This window comes from Falsiroseomonas sp. E2-1-a4 (assembly GCF_051433165.1).
Lineage (GTDB): Bacteria > Pseudomonadota > Alphaproteobacteria > Acetobacterales > Acetobacteraceae > Falsiroseomonas.
This window is the reverse complement of sequence record NZ_JBHMFS010000001.1, coordinates 357362-373530: the sequence shown is the minus strand read 5'-3', so window position 1 is coordinate 373530 and position 16169 is coordinate 357362. Positions and strand designations below refer to the sequence as shown.

11 protein-coding genes and 1 pseudogene are annotated in these 16169 nt (G+C 65.0%); 7 read left to right on the top strand and 5 right to left on the bottom strand.

All coding sequences use genetic code 11. The features are described from left to right. The first annotated feature begins 19 nt into the window (after positions 1–19). The 7 genes and pseudogenes from ACFHNC_RS01810 to ACFHNC_RS01780 all read left to right on the top strand — a co-directional run. Complete coding sequence (locus ACFHNC_RS01810; RefSeq protein ID WP_437167488.1) at positions 20–307, top strand: hypothetical protein; 288 nt, start codon at positions 20–22, stop codon at positions 305–307. A gap of 63 nt (positions 308–370) precedes the next feature. After that, a complete protein-coding gene (locus ACFHNC_RS01805; protein WP_437167487.1) occupies positions 371–2620 on the top strand; it encodes a hypothetical protein in 2250 nt (749 codons plus the stop codon). 147 nt (positions 2621–2767) lie between these two features. Then, positions 2768–3766, top strand: a complete 999-nt coding sequence (locus tag ACFHNC_RS01800; protein ID WP_437167486.1) for an NAD-dependent epimerase/dehydratase family protein — start codon at positions 2768–2770, stop codon at positions 3764–3766. A gap of 363 nt (positions 3767–4129) precedes the next feature. Further along, positions 4130–6061, top strand: coding sequence for an asparagine synthase (glutamine-hydrolyzing) (gene asnB / locus ACFHNC_RS01795; protein WP_437167485.1), 1932 nt, complete (start codon positions 4130–4132; stop codon positions 6059–6061). 29 nt (positions 6062–6090) lie between these two features. After that, the gene (locus ACFHNC_RS01790) at positions 6091–7632 is read left to right on the top strand and encodes a lipopolysaccharide biosynthesis protein (RefSeq protein WP_437167484.1); all 1542 of its coding nucleotides are present in this window, start codon (positions 6091–6093) and stop codon (positions 7630–7632) included. A gap of 40 nt (positions 7633–7672) precedes the next feature. Beyond that, entirely contained in the window at positions 7673–8584 is a 912-nt protein-coding gene (locus ACFHNC_RS01785) for a hypothetical protein (RefSeq protein WP_437167483.1), read from the top strand. Positions 8585–8687: 103 nt separating this feature from the next. After that, positions 8688–8810: pseudogene (locus ACFHNC_RS01780) on the top strand (IS5/IS1182 family transposase); the annotation flags it as partial. 298 nt (positions 8811–9108) lie between these two features. On the opposite strand, the gene ACFHNC_RS01775 reads toward ACFHNC_RS01780, so the two are convergent. From ACFHNC_RS01775 to ACFHNC_RS01755, 5 genes are all read right to left on the bottom strand, one after another. Then, positions 9109–9984 (bottom strand): FkbM family methyltransferase, encoded by an 876-nt coding sequence (locus ACFHNC_RS01775; RefSeq protein WP_437167482.1) that lies wholly within the window; start codon positions 9982–9984, stop codon positions 9109–9111. Between the two features lie 321 nt (positions 9985–10305). Continuing rightward, the gene (gene cysN, locus ACFHNC_RS01770; protein ID WP_437167481.1) at positions 10306–12165 is read right to left on the bottom strand and encodes a sulfate adenylyltransferase subunit CysN; all 1860 of its coding nucleotides are present in this window, start codon (positions 12163–12165) and stop codon (positions 10306–10308) included. Next, the gene (cysD, locus tag ACFHNC_RS01765) at positions 12165–13085 is read right to left on the bottom strand and encodes a sulfate adenylyltransferase subunit CysD (RefSeq protein ID WP_437167480.1); all 921 of its coding nucleotides are present in this window, start codon (positions 13083–13085) and stop codon (positions 12165–12167) included. Before cysD ends, cysN begins: the two co-directional genes overlap by 1 nt. A gap of 333 nt (positions 13086–13418) precedes the next feature. Next, on the bottom strand, positions 13419–14180 hold the full coding sequence (locus ACFHNC_RS01760; RefSeq protein ID WP_437167479.1) for a hypothetical protein: 762 nt from the start codon (positions 14178–14180) through the stop codon (positions 13419–13421). A gap of 270 nt (positions 14181–14450) precedes the next feature. After that, positions 14451–16169 (bottom strand): hypothetical protein, encoded by a 1719-nt coding sequence (locus tag ACFHNC_RS01755; protein ID WP_437167478.1) that lies wholly within the window; start codon positions 16167–16169, stop codon positions 14451–14453.

Sequence of the window (16169 nt, the reverse complement as noted above, 5' to 3'; positions counted from 1 at the left end):
AGGCGACGAGGAGCCACTCATGCAGAGCTTATATTTCCTCGCCATGCTGCTGGGCGTCGCCTGGCTCTGTGTCTGGAGCATCCTGCCCGCAAGCTATCGCACGCGGGGCTGGTGGCCTTTTGCTATGCGCAACGACGTCTCCGAAGGCAAGGAAGCCGATCAGGCGGAGCACCGTGATGAGGGCACACGGCGCAGCCGGCGCGGAACGGCGACTTCGACTGCACAGCCGCCGGTCACCGCAGACCAGCAAACGAAGTCTTGGCGGATTCGCCGGGCGCAGGCCGTGGGGTCCCGTCGTCATCAGTGAGACGACGGGCGCAGGCAGCAGGGCGATGCCGGCGGTGGAACGCACCACAAGGGAGTCAGCAGCATGAGCGATGGAAACGAGGCAGGCGCCTCCTCGAAGGGGAAGTCGGGTCCCCGCGACAGGGCCTCGCTCGGCCGCCGCGAAATCGGGCTGCTGGGAGTTGGCTTGTTGGCGGGCTGCGCCGCGGCAGGACCCGGCGCCGTGCGGGCGAACCCGTCCGGCGGCGGCGTGGTGCTGGCAGATCCCCTGCCATGCCTCGCGCGGCGCGACGACCTGACGGGGCTGCTGCTGCAGGGCAGCGGCCGGCCATCCGGCAGCGAAATCCTGACCTTCGGGCTGCCGTTCCGTGCGGGGCAGATGCCGCGCGGGTCGACGCTGACCGCGAGAACGGCGCGCGGGGAAGGGCGCGCCTCGCGTGTCCAGCTCGACGTCATCACCCGCCATCCTGATGGCACGGCGCGCTTCGCGGCCGTCAGCCTCGAGGCCTCCGGACTGCCCGCCAATGCCCGTCAGGCATTCGTGTTGTCACGCGCGACAGCACCGGCGTTGGCCGCGCTCGATCTGGCGGCGGCGCTGTCGGGGCGTCAGGCGATGGTGGAGCTGACGGCGCTTTCGGGACGCGGCGAGACCTGGCGGCTCGATGTGCTGGAGCGGCTGCGTGCCGCGCCGCAGGGCGCGGCCTGGCAATCCGGACCGCTGGTGGTGCAGCGGCGCATCACCGCCGCAGTGCCGCCCGAGGTGGTGGGCGGGGCCACATCAATGCGGCTGGTCGCCGATGTCGCGGCGCAGGCGGACGGCACCATTTGGGTTGATGTCTGGTTCCGCAATGACATCGCGATGCAGCCGGGGGGCGGCACGGCAGCCTATGTGGCACGGGTCCTGCTGGATGGCCGGGAGGCGCTGCATGCGACGATGCCCGCGCATCACCAGTATCGCAGCTGGGGCCGGCTGCTGGGTGCGCTCCCTGGTGGCCAGCCGGCGCCGCCGCAGCCACCGGTGCGCCACGATGTCGTCTATCTGGCTGATACCGGAGCGATTGCCCATTACGACCTGACCGCGGGCGTGAATGAGGCGATGCTGGCTTCGATGGCGCAACAGATGGCGCAGCCGGAATGGCATGCGGCCTTTGGTGCGCGCGGCATCACGCAACAGATGCCGAGGGGCGGCGGGCGCATGGATCTGGGTCCCACCACGGGCTACCAGGCCGCCTGGCTGATCAGCGGCGATCCGCGGGCCGCCAGGTACTGCATCGGGCAGGCCGAGGCGGCGGGCACCATTCCCTGGCATTTCTGGGACCCGAATGGCGGCGCGGACCGGCACGGCGGCTGGTTGGATGCGCGGCGCTGGCCGCGGCTGTGGACGGATCCGCGCGGCCGGAATCCGCCGGGGGGGCTGGCACAGCAGATCACCGAGGATACCGGCTGGAGAATCGACACGACGCATCAGCCGGACCTCTCCTTCGTCCCGTATCTGCTTACCGGGCGCCGCGCCTTCGCGGATGAGGTGATGGCGCAGGGCGCCTGGAACGTGCTCGGCATATGGCCCGCCGTGCGTAATCCGCCGGGCATGCGCAACGACCGGGAAGGCTTTCTTGTTGTCCATAAGCGGCAGGTTCGGGGCGCCGCATGGTCCGTCCGCCAACTGGACGAAGCCGCATGGACCGCACCGGATGGCGACGCCAACCAGGCCTATCTGCGACATGTCGCGGACCGGAACTGGTCGTGGCTGCGGGCGCAGATCCCAGCCTGGACGGAGCTGCAGGGCGAGTTGCATGGCTGGCTGGTTCCCTACCAACTCGGCGGAGATGGGGTGGAGTTGCTGCCCTGGCAGCAGGACTACTTCGCCTCCGCAGCGGCGGCGGCGGCACGGCTGGGCAATGCCGATGCGCGCGTCTTCCTGGCCTGGATGGCCAATTTCCTGGTCGGCCGTTTCACGGCGGCCGATCGCGGCTTCGCGCGGCATGATGGCGCGGCCTTCATCATCATCGTGAGCCATCCCGGCAGCGAGGGCGGGATCGAACGGCCTTTCCAAAGCTGGGCCGAAGTCGGAGATGCGACGCGCGCACGCAACCGGTCGAATGGCGATGGCTGGGCAAGGAGCCAGGGTGAATACGCCCGGTTGGCCATGCAGTCCTTGGCACAGCTTGCCGACATCCTGGACCACGATGGCGCGCGGCGTGCCTATGACTGGCTTGCCGGCGCCCAGGCACCGTTCACGGATCCGATGAGCTTCGCGCGCCAGCCGGCCCTGAACATCGCCCCCCGTGGCGTGCCGCGGCTGCCGAGCCGGGTCCGGTCTTGCGTGCTCGCCTGATGGAACCGCGCATCCGATCCTGCGGCGCATCGGCTGCGCCCAGCCGGGCATCAACAGCGCCCAGCTGGGCGACGCTGCCCGGCGTTTCTTCTCTCCACCCCCAAGGCGCGCGGCGATTGGCCGGCGCGCCGTCCCGGAGTTGATTCGATGGCTCGATACCTGGTCACTGGTGGCTGCGGCTTCATCGGCTCACATCTGTGCGAAGCTCTGATCGCGCGCGGCGACCAGGTTCGTGTGCTGGACGATCTGTCGAGCGGTCATCGCGATAACCTGGCGCCAGGTGCCGAGCTGATGGTCGGGGATGTCGCGGACCTGGGCGCGATGACGCGCGCCCTGCGGGGGATGGATGGGTGCTTCCATCTGGCGGCCATCGCCTCCGTGGAGCGGGGCGTGCAGGATCCGCTTGGCACGCACAGAGTCAACCTCACCGGCACGATCACGGTGTTCGAGGCCGCCCGTGCCGCGCCGGCTGCGCTCGGGTCGAAGAATCCCTTGCCTGTCGTCTATGCGTCCTCAGCCGCAGTCTATGGCGATCCGGCGCGCCTGCCGCTGGCCGAAGGCGCTCCGACCCGGCCACTTTCGGCCTATGGCGCCGACAAGCTGGGCTGCGAGCAGCACGCGCGGGTGGCCGGTGCGGTGCATGGCGTGCCGACTCTCGGGCTACGCTTCTTCAACGTCTTCGGCCCGCGACAGGATCCGCGCTCGCCCTATTCCGGGGTCATCTCAATCTTCTGCGAGCGGCTGGTACGCAACGAGCCGGTCGGCATCTATGGCGATGGCGGCCAGACACGCGACTTCGTGGTGGTGAGCGACGTGGTGACCGCCTTACTGGCGGGAATGCGGCAAGCAAGCACGGCCGCCCCGGTGCTGAATGTCTGCACGGGCCGCGTGACCACAGTGCGGCAACTTGCCGAATTGATCGGCAGCGTCTGCGGGGTGGAGCCCGTGTTGCGGCATTTGCCGGCGCGCAGCGGCGAAATCCGCGATTCGCTGGGCTCGCCGGACCAGATGCGCGCACTGCTGGGCGTGGGTGATCCGGTGGCGCTCCGCACCGGGCTGGAGAGCGTGGTCAGGTGGCTGCGTGCCGGCCGGCCGGGCCTGGCCATCGGGGCTGCGTCAGACATACCGGAAGCTGTCAGCTCGTGATGACCCTCACGGCCAGCCCGAGCAGGCCCCAGAGCAGCGCGGAGAGGGTCCCGATCAACAGCATGGGGGCCGGCCGGGCCAGTCGCCGCAGTTCGTGGCGCCTAATCATCAGAACCCGCGCCCAGGAGCCAACGTCTTGCCGTGATATCGTGACGATTTCCAAGCATGGATCGGCGGCAGCCCTTTTTCGCCCTCGCGGACCGGTGATCGTAAAGTTCTTACTCAATTTTTCGCGCGAACGCATGCAGCGCACGCGAAAAGCAGGATGTTTACATGGCCGCCAGCGCCTGCTCGTGGCATTTCAGAATGGTTCGGCGCCATGATTTCACGTCGCCTTGAATCGCTGCACCAGGAGCTTTCAGAATGTGTGGCGTAATCGGCCTGTTCCATGCCGTGGATCCCACGGTGCCCAGCCTGGCCCTTCTGCGGCGCATGACGGACGCCGTGCAGCATCGCGGGCCTGACGGCGAAGGCGTGCATAGCGAGCCGCATCTGGGGCTCGGCCATCGTCGCCTGTCCATCGTCGATTTGGCCGGTGGCGCCCAGCCGATGTCAATCGCCGGTGGTGCCGTGACCATCGTCTTCAACGGGGAAATCTATAACCATGAGGCGCTGCGCCAGCAGTTGCGCGCCGCGGGCCACGTTTTCCACAGCCGTTCCGACACCGAGGCCATCCTGCATGGCTGGCGGGAATGGGGCCTGGGCGTGCTGGATCGCCTCAAGGGCATGTTCGCCTTCGCTTTGTGGGATCGGGAGCGCGGGGAACTGCTGCTGGCGCGTGACCGGCTTGGCGAAAAGCCCATGCATTACGCGACGCTTCCCGATGGCGGTTTGGCGTTCGGATCCGAACTGGCGGCGTTGCTGGCAGCACCAGGTGTCTCGGCGCGTCTCGATCCCGCGGCTGTCGAGGATTACCTGGCTTTTGGCTACGTGCCGGACCCGGCGACCATTTATGCCGGTATTCGCCGCCTGCCCGCCGGACATTTCCTCTTCCAGCGGCGCGGCGAAACGACCCCGCCGGTCCCGCGCCGGTACTGGCAGCCGCCGACCGCCTCCGTCGCCGCGCCCGCGGAAGCGGCGGTGGAACTGGCCGCGCGTCTAGAGACGGCCGTCCGTGCGCAGATGATGGCCGATGTGCCGCTCGGCGCCTTCCTGTCCGGCGGGGTGGATTCCGCCTCGATCGTCGCCTTCGCCGCAGCCGCGGCGCGGGAGGGCAAGGGAGGCCCGCTGTCTACCTTCACCATCGGCTTTACCGGCCCAAATGACGAGCGGCCCGCTGCTGCCGCGGTTGCCGAGCGCCACGGCACCCGCCACCGCGCCGAGACCAGCGAGGCCGACTACCTGTCTGCCGCGCGAGAGGTGGCGGTGCTGTTCGGCGAACCCTTCGGCGACCACTCCGCGGTGCCCACCCTCGCCGTCTGCCGGCTGGCGCGACAGGATGTGACGGTGGCCCTGTCCGGCGATGGCGGAGATGAAGTTTTGGCCGGCTACCGGCGCTATCGCTGGCACATGCTGGCCGAGACGGCGCGCGCCTGCCTGCCAGCCCCGGTGCGCCGGAGGGTCCTCGGAACGCTCGCCCGCGCCTATCCGAAGCTCGATCGCGCCCCACGCTGGCTGCGGGCGAAGAACACCTTGACGGAGATCTCGCTCGATAGCGCCGTCGGCTACTACCGCACCGTCTGCAAGGTCGCCGATGAGCGGCGGCGCGGCCTGTTTTCGCCGGGCTGGCGCGCGGCGCTCGATGGGCATGACCCGATGGCACGTATCGGCGCGCTGATGGATGAATGCGACCCGCGCGATCCCCTTTTGGCGGCGCAATACGCGGATCTGCACACCTACCTGCCGGGCGACATCCTGGTGAAGACCGACCGCACCAGCATGGCGTCGTCGCTGGAACTGCGGCCGCCGATCCTGGACCATGAGCTGGTCGAATGGGGGCTGTCGCTGCCGGCTTCGCTGAAGCTGCGCGGCGGCGTCGGCAAGCATGTTCTGCGGCAAGCCATGGCACCGCACCTGCCGCAGGAGCTGCTTTGGGGCCGCAAGCGGGGTTTTGCGCAGGCCATCGGCGGCCAGTTCCGCAAGGGTGCGCCGGAGCTGCGCCGGCGCCTGCTCGGCGGCGCCATGCTCGACAGCGGCATCTTCGACCCGTCCGCCGTCTCACGGCTGGTGGAGGAACATGCGTCCGGCGGTTCGGACCACTCCCAGGCGCTGTGGCAGTTGCTGGTCTTTGAGGGCTTCCTGGCAGCGCAGGATGCCGGCACGGCGCGGGCGCTGCCCGACCTCGCGGGGGCCTGATGCAGCCTTCAGCTCCAGTACCCGCAACGGTGAAGCCGGTTCCGCCGGCCGAAGACCCGACGACCGCGACCAATACCCGCCGCCTTGTCGTGACCGGCGCCGCCTTCATGATCGTTGGCCGCCTGGCCGTGCGCTCCATCAGCGTGATCAGCACACTGATCCTGGCCCGGCTTCTGGTGCCCGAGGATTTCGGCATCGTCGCCTTGGCCGCCGCCATCTTCGCGGTTGTCGACCTGATCAGCACGACGAATTTCGCCCTCGTGGTGGTGCGTCGCGCCAGCGTCGACCGCAGCTTCTACGATACCGCCTGGACAATGAACCTGCTGCGCTGCCTGCTGCTCGGCGGCCTCGTTGTACTGACGGCGGAGTGGCAGGCGGGGCTGATGCGCGAGCCACGGCTGACCCCGGTGCTGATGCTGATTGCCCTGAACGTCGCGTTGGACGGGCTGGCCAGCATCGGCCTGGCGCGGCTGCAGCGGGAGATGCGGTTCGATCTGCTGTTCCGCCAGCAGGTCATAGTCAAGATCGCGGCCTTCACCATCACCATCGTGCTCGCCTATTTCTGGCGCAGCTACTGGGCGTTGGTGCTGGGCCATACCCTGGCGAAATTGATCGCCATTCCCTACGGCTACTGGCTGGCGCCACACCGGCCCCGCTTTTCGCTGCGGCATTGGCGCGAGTTGCTGTCCTTCTCCAAGTGGTCGCTGCTGATGAATGCCTGCGCCGTCGCTGATGGTCAGGCACCAAACCTGGTGCTGGGGCGGCTGCTCGGGATGCAGTCGGTCGGCATGTACAACATCGCCTACCAGGTCGCGGCCACGCCGGTGACCGAGATCGCGGTGCCGGTGCGCGGGCCGATCTATGCCGGCTACGCGCGCAGCATGCACGACAAGGCGCTGCTGGGCCGCGAGTTCCTCAACGGCTTCGGCTTCCTCTTCACCGTGCTGCTGCCCTTGTCGGTCGGTATCGCGCTCGTGGCGCCGGAAATCGAGCGGATCGCGCTTGGGCCGCGCTGGGAGGGTGTCGCGCCGCTGATGACGCTCTGTGCCCTCTATGCGTTGGTCGACGCCATGGCGCATTTCAACTTCAACATGTTCACCGTGCTGGACCAGCTGCGCCGCTTCGTCGCCACCTACTCGATCATTGTCCTGGTGCGCGTGCCGGCCGTGGTGCTGGGCGCCATGTGGGCCGGAGCGGAAGGCGCGCTGGTGGCAATGCTGGCGACGGGCGTGCTGAACGCTGCGATCTGGCATCATCAGGTGGGACGCCTGCTGGGCCATGGCCTGGGTGATGCGCTCGCACAGATCTGGCGCGGCATACTGGCCGCCGCGGCCATGGCGGCGGCGGTGCTGGCGCTGCGCGGCCTTCTGCCCCCGGGCGCCGGCGACATGCTGCAGGCCTTGCGCGATCTGTCCATCCTGGCACCGGCCGGGGCGGTCGTCCATGTCGTCACGCAACTGCTCCTCTGGCAGCTTTGCGGGCGGCCCGCAGGACCGGAACGGCGCCTCCTGAGCCTGGCGGGGCGGATGCTGGCGCGGCTGCGCCCGAGGCCCTTCGCAGCAAGCCGCTGACGCGGACCAGCGAATTCTACTTCGTATCTTGGAGAAGAGCATGTTCTATAACTATCGCCGTAAGCTTCTTTACTGGCGCTTCAACCGTGCGATCAGCGGTATCCTTGAGACGCCGCCGCTCGTGCTGCGAGACGCGCCCTGGACCTTCGTCAGCATGGTCTCCCCCAACCACGTGCCGATGTATTTGCTTAGCATGAAAGCCTTTTATCGCCGCATCGGTAGTGGGCGGGTGATCGCCATCATCGACCGCGACACGCCTAATGAACCACTTGAGATGATGCGCCGCCATATCCAGGGCATCGAATTCAAGGTCTTGGAAGATATCGACACCGGCCCCTGCCAGCGTGGTGGTACATGGGAGAGAATCCTGCATATCCTGGATCTGGCCGAGGATCGATATATCGTTCAGATCGATGCTGATGTTCTGTCAGTTGCCGAGGATGTTCGTGAGGTCTTGGACTGCCTTGAAGCTAATCGTTCATTCACGATGGCTGACGAGCATGTTTTACATTCAATGCAGGAGGCTGCAGATCTCGCCCGCCAGATCAAGGGCAATTATATTGGTCAGGTGTCGGAACGGCTGTTCGACCAATATCCGGGACATGAGAATCTGCGCTACGTACGCGGCTCCTCCGGCCTTGCGGGTTTCGCTCGGGGCGGCTTCCCGCGAGCGGAGCTGGAGCGCTTCCATGGCGAAATGGAAAGGCTCGTCGGCGAGAAGCGTTGGAGGGAATGGGGTACGGAGCAGTGCGCCTCCAACTTTGCGGTCGCAAACTCACCTGGTGCGATCGTGCTGCCCTATCCTGCTTATGCGAGCTACATTGGCACCCCGCCGCACCCCGATACGAAATGCTTTCATTTCATCGGCACTTACCGGTTCGCCAATGGCGTCTTTGCCGGACACGGTCAGAAGGAGATTAAGACGCTAATGCGTGGCGCGCAGTCGAGTTAAGCGCAGAGCCGATCATACGCTCGCTCCGGCGCGGCGGCTTGTGAATTCGGATGGGGCGCAGGTTCAGCCAACACCCGCGCCCTTGCTGCTGACGCTCACCCAAATGCGCAGCCTGCCGGCCCAGTTCCCACGCTCGGGCGGCGTGCCGCGGGTGGATGATCGCCGCGTGATCAGCGGCATCATCTACGTCATCCGCCATGGATCGCAGCGACGCGATGCGCCTGCGGCCACGCGCCGTACCAGGACCGCCCGGACGGCCGATGATACCAGGGCCGGCCCGAATACCAGGCTCCACGCCGTCTGCAACGGCCGACGCCACCTTGTCCCGATGCTACTGACTAACGGGCCAAGTTAGTGAGCATCGCGGCGCCGCCCTGCAGGAAAAGGGCATCAGCCGGTCAGCGCAGTGCCCTGAACCTGTAAACGGCCAGTCGCCTACTGCTCATCCCGCACGACGCCGCACTCTCGGACCGCCGCATAGCCACCGCTTCCGTCAACTTCTGGTGTGGCGATGAGGCCTGACACTAGCGAAGCGATATGGCCTCGATCAACGCGCGGTCAGCGGCGGGGCAGGCGACATAATTGGGCCCTGCAAAGTCTTCCTGGGAGTAGTGGTAGTCTCGAAACTCCACCCCACGGCCGGTCAGCCGCCCCACGGCATATCCGACTTCGCTGAAGAACTTGTAGAAGTCGTTGAGCAAAAAGCGGCTTTCGATCGCCCCCCTGTTGTACTCGAACTGGATGAGGCGGACGGACCCCGCATCCAGCAGCGGGCGAAATCCCTGCAGGACCCTCGATTCACCGCCTTCCGTGTCGATCTTCAGGAAATCGATCTTTGAAATGTCTTGTCTTTGGCAATAGGCAGCGCCCGTGTCGATCTTGCAGTCCTGGGCCACGGTTGCGCCGCTCCCGTTGAACTTGTGCATACTGGAAATCTTTGAATTACTGCTGACGTGTACCTTGATGAATCCTTCTTGATCGCCAAGACCAAAGGCGTTTGCAACGACGCGTGGTTCGGCAGCAAACCTTTCCTGCAACACCTTGAAGGTGCTTGGAACAATCTCGAAGCAATGAATGCGGGCCCGAGGGTAATTCTCCAGCGCTTCGGTTGCCCAGTGCCCTTCGTTAGCCCCTACATCGAAGAGCGTCGTAAAGCCAAGGTCCGCCGTTCGCTGCATCAAAAGTTCTTCGCCGTTATTCTTTGTGTCATAGATACAGCCTCGGGAAGGATTTATCAGCTCACGCGCGAAAATCTCGGTTGCATGTCGGCGGGCGACGTCTGGGACAGCAACACGGAACTGATGGCCAAGACCCTCGATCTCGTCCGGCGTTAAGCGCCTGAGGCACGCAGCAAGACCCTTCGCCATGGCCAGGCCAGCTGTTTTCCAGATGTGCGGCATTGTCTCTCCAGATTCGCCCATTACTGGCGAATGAAGCATATGTTTTCTATGGCAGGTGAGTCCAGCGGTCGACGACGGTTGTCTAGGATCTTCGGCGCTGAAGCTGATTTACATATTTGGTCGCACGTAAGACGGACGCTGCAGCGTCCAATGGGCTGCGCAAACGTCCTGGGGTTCAGGCCGGTCGTTGGTCACGACGCCCGAAGCGGGCCACGCGCCGGGCAGTGCGCCACTACTGCACCGTCGATCAGCAACCGCTCCGTGGAGATGGCGGCAAGAAGGCATTTCGTCGCCATCTCCCACGGCGGCGGGATCCGCCCATCAGCTACGGGCCATACGTCGCTCGATCAGCTCAAGTACCTGCTGTGCCAGCGTCTCGGTGGATGGACCGCTGCCGTCCAGCACGATGTCGGCGTCCTCGGGCGGCTCATAGGGGCTGGTCACCCCGGTGAAGTTTGCAATCTCGCCGCGGCGCGCCTTCGCGTAGAGCCCCTTCACGTCACGCTCCATGCATATCTCTATGGGCGTGTCCACGAACACCTCCAGGAACTCGCCCGCACCCAGCATTTCGCGCACCATCTGCCGCTCGGCGCGGAAGGGGGAGATGAAGGAGGCGAGCACGATCAGCCCTGCATCGACCATCAGCTTCGCCACTTCTCCGACGCGACGGATATTTTCCACCCGGTCCTGGTCTGTGAAGCCAAGGTCCCGGTTCAGCCCGTGGCGAAGATTATCCCCGTCCAGCGAATAGGTGTGCCTGCCCTTCTGGTGCAGCGCCTGCTCCACCAGCTTTGCCACGGTGGACTTGCCCGAACCGGAAAGGCCGGTGAACCACAGCACCAGGGGCTTCTGGCCCAGCGCGGCGCTGCGCGCCGCCTTGTCGACCAGGAAGTGCTCGTGGTGGATGTTGGTCGACCGACGCAGCGGGAAGTTGATCATCCCGCAGCCCGCGGTGCGGTTCGTGAACCGGTTCACCAGGATGAAGGCGCCCGTCAACCGATTCTGCGCGTAGGGGTCCATGGGCACGCGCTGTGCGGTGCTGAGGTTACACAGGCCTATCTCGTTCAGCGAAAGCCGCGTCGCCGACTGGTGATCGAGGGTTGCCATATCCACCCTGTGCTTGATCAGCGTGATGGAGGCGGACGTCCAGACATTGCCGATGCGGAGCATGTACTGGCGCCCCGGGAGCATCGGCTCCTCATCCATCCAAAGAATGTGTGCGGCGAACTGGTCGGCCACCGCGGGACGGTCAGCGATTGGCGCCAGCACATCGCCGCGTGCCACATCCACCTCATCCGCGAGGCAAAGGGTGATGGCCTCGCCGGCTGTCGCGCGTTCCTGGTCGCCAGCCGTGCCTAGAATGCGCGCTACCTTGCTGCACACGCCCGATGCCGCGACGACAACGGCTTCACCCACAGCAACCGATCCGCTGGCCACGGTGCCCGAGAAGCCGCGAAAATCCTGGCTGGGCCGGTTTACCCATTGCACGGGAAAGCGGAAGGGAATGTGGCTCAGTTCCTCCTCCACGCGGACGCTCTCAAGGTGCTCCAGCAGGGTGGGCCCGCGGTACCAGGGCGTGTTGCCGGAGCGGCTGCTGACGCTGTCGCCGAAGCGGCCGGACACCGGGATAGGCACCATGGTGTGGAAGCCGAGGCCGGCCGCAAAAGTGGCGTACTCGCCCACGATTCGATCGAACACCTGCTGGTCGAAATTGACCAGGTCCACCTTGTTCACCGCCAGCACCACATGCCGGATGCCGAGCAGCGAGCAGATGTAGGAATGCCGTCGCGTCTGGGTCAGCAGCCCCTTGCGCGCATCCACCAGGATGATCGCCAGTTCGGAGTTGGAGGCTCCCGTCGCCATGTTGCGCGTGTATTGTTCGTGGCCTGGGCAGTCGGCGACGATGAAGCTGCGCCGCGGCGTGGAGAAGAAACGGTAGGCCACATCGATGGTGATGCCCTGCTGACGCTCCGCCTCCAACCCGTCCACGAGCAGCGCAAGGTCCACCTCGTCGCCCACGGTGCCGTGCTTGCGGCTGTCGCGGGTGATGGCGGCCAGCGTGTCGTCCATGATCATCTGGCTGTCATAGAGCAGCCGCCCGATCAACGTGGACTTCCCATCATCCACGGAGCCACAGGTGAGAACGCGTAGCAGGCCACGCGACAGGATGGTGCCGTCCATCAAAAATACCCCTCTCGCTTCTTGCGTTCCATCGAGGCTTCCTGGTCGTTGTCGATCAGGCGGCCGTGCCGTTCGGAGACGCGAGAGGTGCGCAACTCGTCCACCACCTGCTCCATTGTCTGAGCGCGGCTTTCATGGGCGCCGGTCAGCGGCCAATCGCCCATGGTGCGGAAGCGGACCCACATCTGCTCCACCTGCTCACCCTTCTCGAGCGGCATGCGCTCGTCGTCGCGCATGATCAGGGCGCCGCCGCGGCGCAGCACCGGCCGCTCGGCCGCGAAATAAAGCGGTACGACGGGAATCTGCTCGGCGGCAATGTAGTCCCAGACGTCGAATTCGGTCCAGTTCGAGATGGGGAAGACACGCATGGTCTCACCCGGGGCGATGCGCGTATTGTAGAGACCCCACAATTCCGGCCGCTGGCCGCGCGGCTCCCAGACATGGCCGGGCGCGCGGTGCGAAAAGACACGTTCCTTCGCGCGCGCCTTCTCCTCGTCGCGCCGCGCACCACCCAGCGCCGCGTCATAGCCGCCGATGTCCAGCGCCTGCTTCAGTGCCTGCGTACCCATCACGTCCATATGCAGCTGGCTGCCATGGGTCAGCGGCCCGATACCCTGCGCCAAGCCGTCGGGATTGGTGTGCACGATCAGGCGCGCGCCGAGCTCTGCCGCCCGCTGGTCACGGAATCGCAGCATGGCCCGGAAGTCCCAGCCCGTCGCGATGTGCAGCAGTGGGAAAGGTATGCGCCCGGGTGCGAAGGCCTTCATCGCCAGGTGCAGGACGACCGAGCTGTCCTTGCCTATGGAGTAAAGGAGGACGGGGTTACGGAAGCTGGCAGCCGTTTCCCGAAGGATCGCGATACCCTCCGCCTCAAGCCGCCGGAGATGGGGGCTGAGTGCAAAAGTCTGAGCGGGTTGCATGGCGTGGCCTCGTTGGTCGCGGGTGATTCGATACGCGGCAGGCTTGGATGCATCAAAGAAAAGTCCGCAGCGTGCCTGTGGGTTCAGATTTCTACGCCGCCTGATTAATAGAGACCGCGACCGTGGACGAAGCGGAACGTCTCAATTCTCCCGGCGCTCCTTCCAGGCCGCGACACGCACCGGAGCTAGTCGACACCCCTGGGGTCCACTGCCGCTCCGCCGTGGAAGAAAAGGATCCACCCGGTCGCCGTCACGGTCCTCGATTCCGCCAGCAGCTCCTATCGAGCGGCAGTGACCTCGCCGCGGTCCAGCAAGCGCTCGCTGCCGCCTTCTTCAGCTCGCAAGCCGATGGATGCGGGCGCTTGTGCTCACCTGCCGCTCGCGAGGAACGCCACAGAAATCGAGCAGGTCGACCTGGCGATCGCGATCGTCGATGTCATCAGCCATGACAATCCGAAACACATCGGGATGCCGCTTGGCGATCAGCTCGGCCTCGCCGTAATAATAATCCCAGTACTGCTCGATCGCTTCCTTCTTGGTCGGCCCGGGGAACTTGGGGAAACACTTGTCCCAGACGGGATCGAGCTGCCAGCGGGTTCCGTCATGCTCCATCCAGAAATTCCGCGACGTCACGTAAGGCTCGCGCGTTATGGCCGCACTGATACGAGCCCCAACTCGCTTGGACATCCAATACCCTAGATCCGACTTATGCATCCAGCTTCGAACGGTGGCTGACTTGTCTCGCTTCAGGCAGATAAACCGGACGTTCTTGCTGTGTGCCGCAATCGCATCCACATAACTAAGATAGTAAAAGGCAACATCCCCGATAAGCGACACTTTTTGCATTTTGCTCAGTTCGTCGTATTGCTTGGCCGAGACCTCCCGCGCCAGATCGACTGTGAGCATCGACGGCGAACCGCCGTCCAGAATGGCCTGATACTCATCAATCGTATTAAGTATCGGCCGGGGTGTGCCGAAAAATCGCACGTTGCTCGGGCTCATTTCGTGGAAGAAAACCGCATCGTGCTGCGCATTCAATAATTTTGCCAGCGACGCCGTTCCGGAACGGCCGCTCCCGAGCCCGATGATGATCATTTGAACCTTCCATCAAACAGCCAATCGCCCAACCGCAGGCAAAGACACGCCGCGGTCATCAATCGCCATATCGCAACTTCAAGCGGCATGTTATTACGTAGTGGATGCAAGTGTCCATCTTGCAAAAGTCGCAAACCGGCCAGTTTTTGATCCGTGTCGATCAAATAAATTGGCGCATTGGCCCGTTTCAGCTCACGCGTCAGGTCAGCGTGCCCGCCCCGCCGCGACACCGATGGCGACCCTGCGGGAGTCTGCGGCTTCGCCACGAGCTCACGAGGCCTGACCCGGCTTCACAACCGGCGGATCCCCAAGCACCCCGGCCGCCGCCGCCAATGCAGCATCAATTTTTTTGTAACAAACGTCAAAAACTGACCTGTTGCCATCGACGGGATCGTCGATCGGACCGAAGCCGGCCAGATCGCCGATAATCAGCAACCGATCCCGCAGTTGGGGAAAACGAGACACCACGTCGTCCCAATTTTTACTATCGAATACAAGTATCGCCCCCGCACCCTCGGCAACGGAGTCTGTGAGGTGACGTGAGCGGTGGGCGTGCAGGTCGACCCCGCGCGCTGCTGCAGCAGCAAGGCCAAAAGGCGGCGTCAGCCGCCCATCGCGCGGCAGGGTGCCAGCCGACGTGACCGCAATTCGACGGACTAGATCGGGATGCCGGGCGGCCAGCGCGATTTCGGCATAGGGGCTGCGACAGATATTGCCCGAGCAGACGAAGACCAAGGGACCGCCCCGCGCCAGAGCGCGCAGCTTTCGCCGGGCCAGGATCTGTTTCACCGCAGCCGTCCTCGGCAGTTTGCGCCACACCCGTGCGGCCACACGCCGAACTGCCCCGCCCAGCTCGATCAGGCCGGGCCAAACATCGTCACGGACAATCGTGTCCTGTCGCTCACGCCCTGTCGCGTTGCGCGCGAGTTCGGCGCCGCGGTGCAGAAACACAAATGGCGCGCCCAGCCCCGCCTGGCGAACATCCTCCACAAGCTGGCTGCCATCCGGCACCAAGTTGCGCCCATATACCCCGGCCCGATACGAAACTGCCGGTGTTTCAACCCCTTCGGTCACGAGACGATACCAGCGCCACGGGAAGTCGACACCCAGGGACACAGGAAGGGGCAGTGATCCCCATGGGCGCGCGTTCACTTCCAGAAGTACCCAGGAACCGGCATCGTTGCGCCGAAACTCGAACATCGCGACGCCCGTGTAGCCAAGCGCCCCGGTCATGGCCGCACACGCCGCATCAAGGTCGGCGGCTGGGCTCACGCTGACGCGGTAAAAACTGGCTCCCGCTTGGCTTTCGCGAACCCGGTCATGCTGGAATGCCTGCAGCAGGACGCCCTTGCTGGCCAGCACGGACAGTCCGACACCTCGCCCGGGGAAAAACCCTTCGATGAGGTGTTCATCCCGCACAAGCGTCGGAAGCACCGCGGCAAGATCCTCGACTGCGCGTATCACGCGCACCTTGCCGCGCGTGTGGAGCGTTTCGATCGCGTAGCTGCGGCGAGGCTTTACCACGACAGGCAGGCCGAATTCGGCCACGATTACCTCGGCGGTATCATCCTCTCGCATCAAACGACCGGGCGGAACTGCAACACCCGCTTGCTGCGCCAATTGGCGTGTCTGATGCTTGTCAAACAGCACGGCCACGGATCGATCATCCGGGATGGCGAAGTTGGACAATCCCCTGAAGCGGGCCCTGTGCCGGGCAAATGGCAAGAGAGCTGTCTCAGAGCAGGGTATGACGGCTTCAAATTCCTCGGCGCGCAGCAAGGCTTCCACTGCGTCCAGCCACTCCGCCCCATCATCTCGCCACAGCGGCAACCGATGGATCTTGGTGACGTAGCGCGACCGCAATGCAGGCGAGGCGAAATCCAGCGGCGCGGCGTGAACTTCAATTCCCTGGCGGCCGAGCGACCGCACCACCGCGAGGAAGCTGCGCGTATCATCGCCCAGAACCAGGGCTTTGCGGGGTACTGGCAA

Coding starts and splice junctions, on each gene's coding strand:
- ACFHNC_RS01800 (WP_437167486.1), top strand. CDS start 2,768: ATGGCTCGATACCTGGTCACTGGTGGCTGCGGCTTCATCGGCTCACAT.
- cysD (WP_437167480.1), bottom strand. CDS start 13,085: ATGCAACCCGCTCAGACTTTTGCACTCAGCCCCCATCTCCGGCGGCTT.
- ACFHNC_RS01760 (WP_437167479.1), bottom strand. CDS start 14,180: ATGATCATCATCGGGCTCGGGAGCGGCCGTTCCGGAACGGCGTCGCTG.
- ACFHNC_RS01785 (WP_437167483.1), top strand. CDS start 7,673: ATGTTCTATAACTATCGCCGTAAGCTTCTTTACTGGCGCTTCAACCGT.
- ACFHNC_RS01805 (WP_437167487.1), top strand. CDS start 371: ATGAGCGATGGAAACGAGGCAGGCGCCTCCTCGAAGGGGAAGTCGGGT.
- cysN (WP_437167481.1), bottom strand. CDS start 12,165: ATGGACGGCACCATCCTGTCGCGTGGCCTGCTACGCGTTCTCACCTGT.
- asnB (WP_437167485.1), top strand. CDS start 4,130: ATGTGTGGCGTAATCGGCCTGTTCCATGCCGTGGATCCCACGGTGCCC.
- ACFHNC_RS01775 (WP_437167482.1), bottom strand. CDS start 9,984: ATGCCGCACATCTGGAAAACAGCTGGCCTGGCCATGGCGAAGGGTCTT.
- ACFHNC_RS01810 (WP_437167488.1), top strand. CDS start 20: ATGCAGAGCTTATATTTCCTCGCCATGCTGCTGGGCGTCGCCTGGCTC.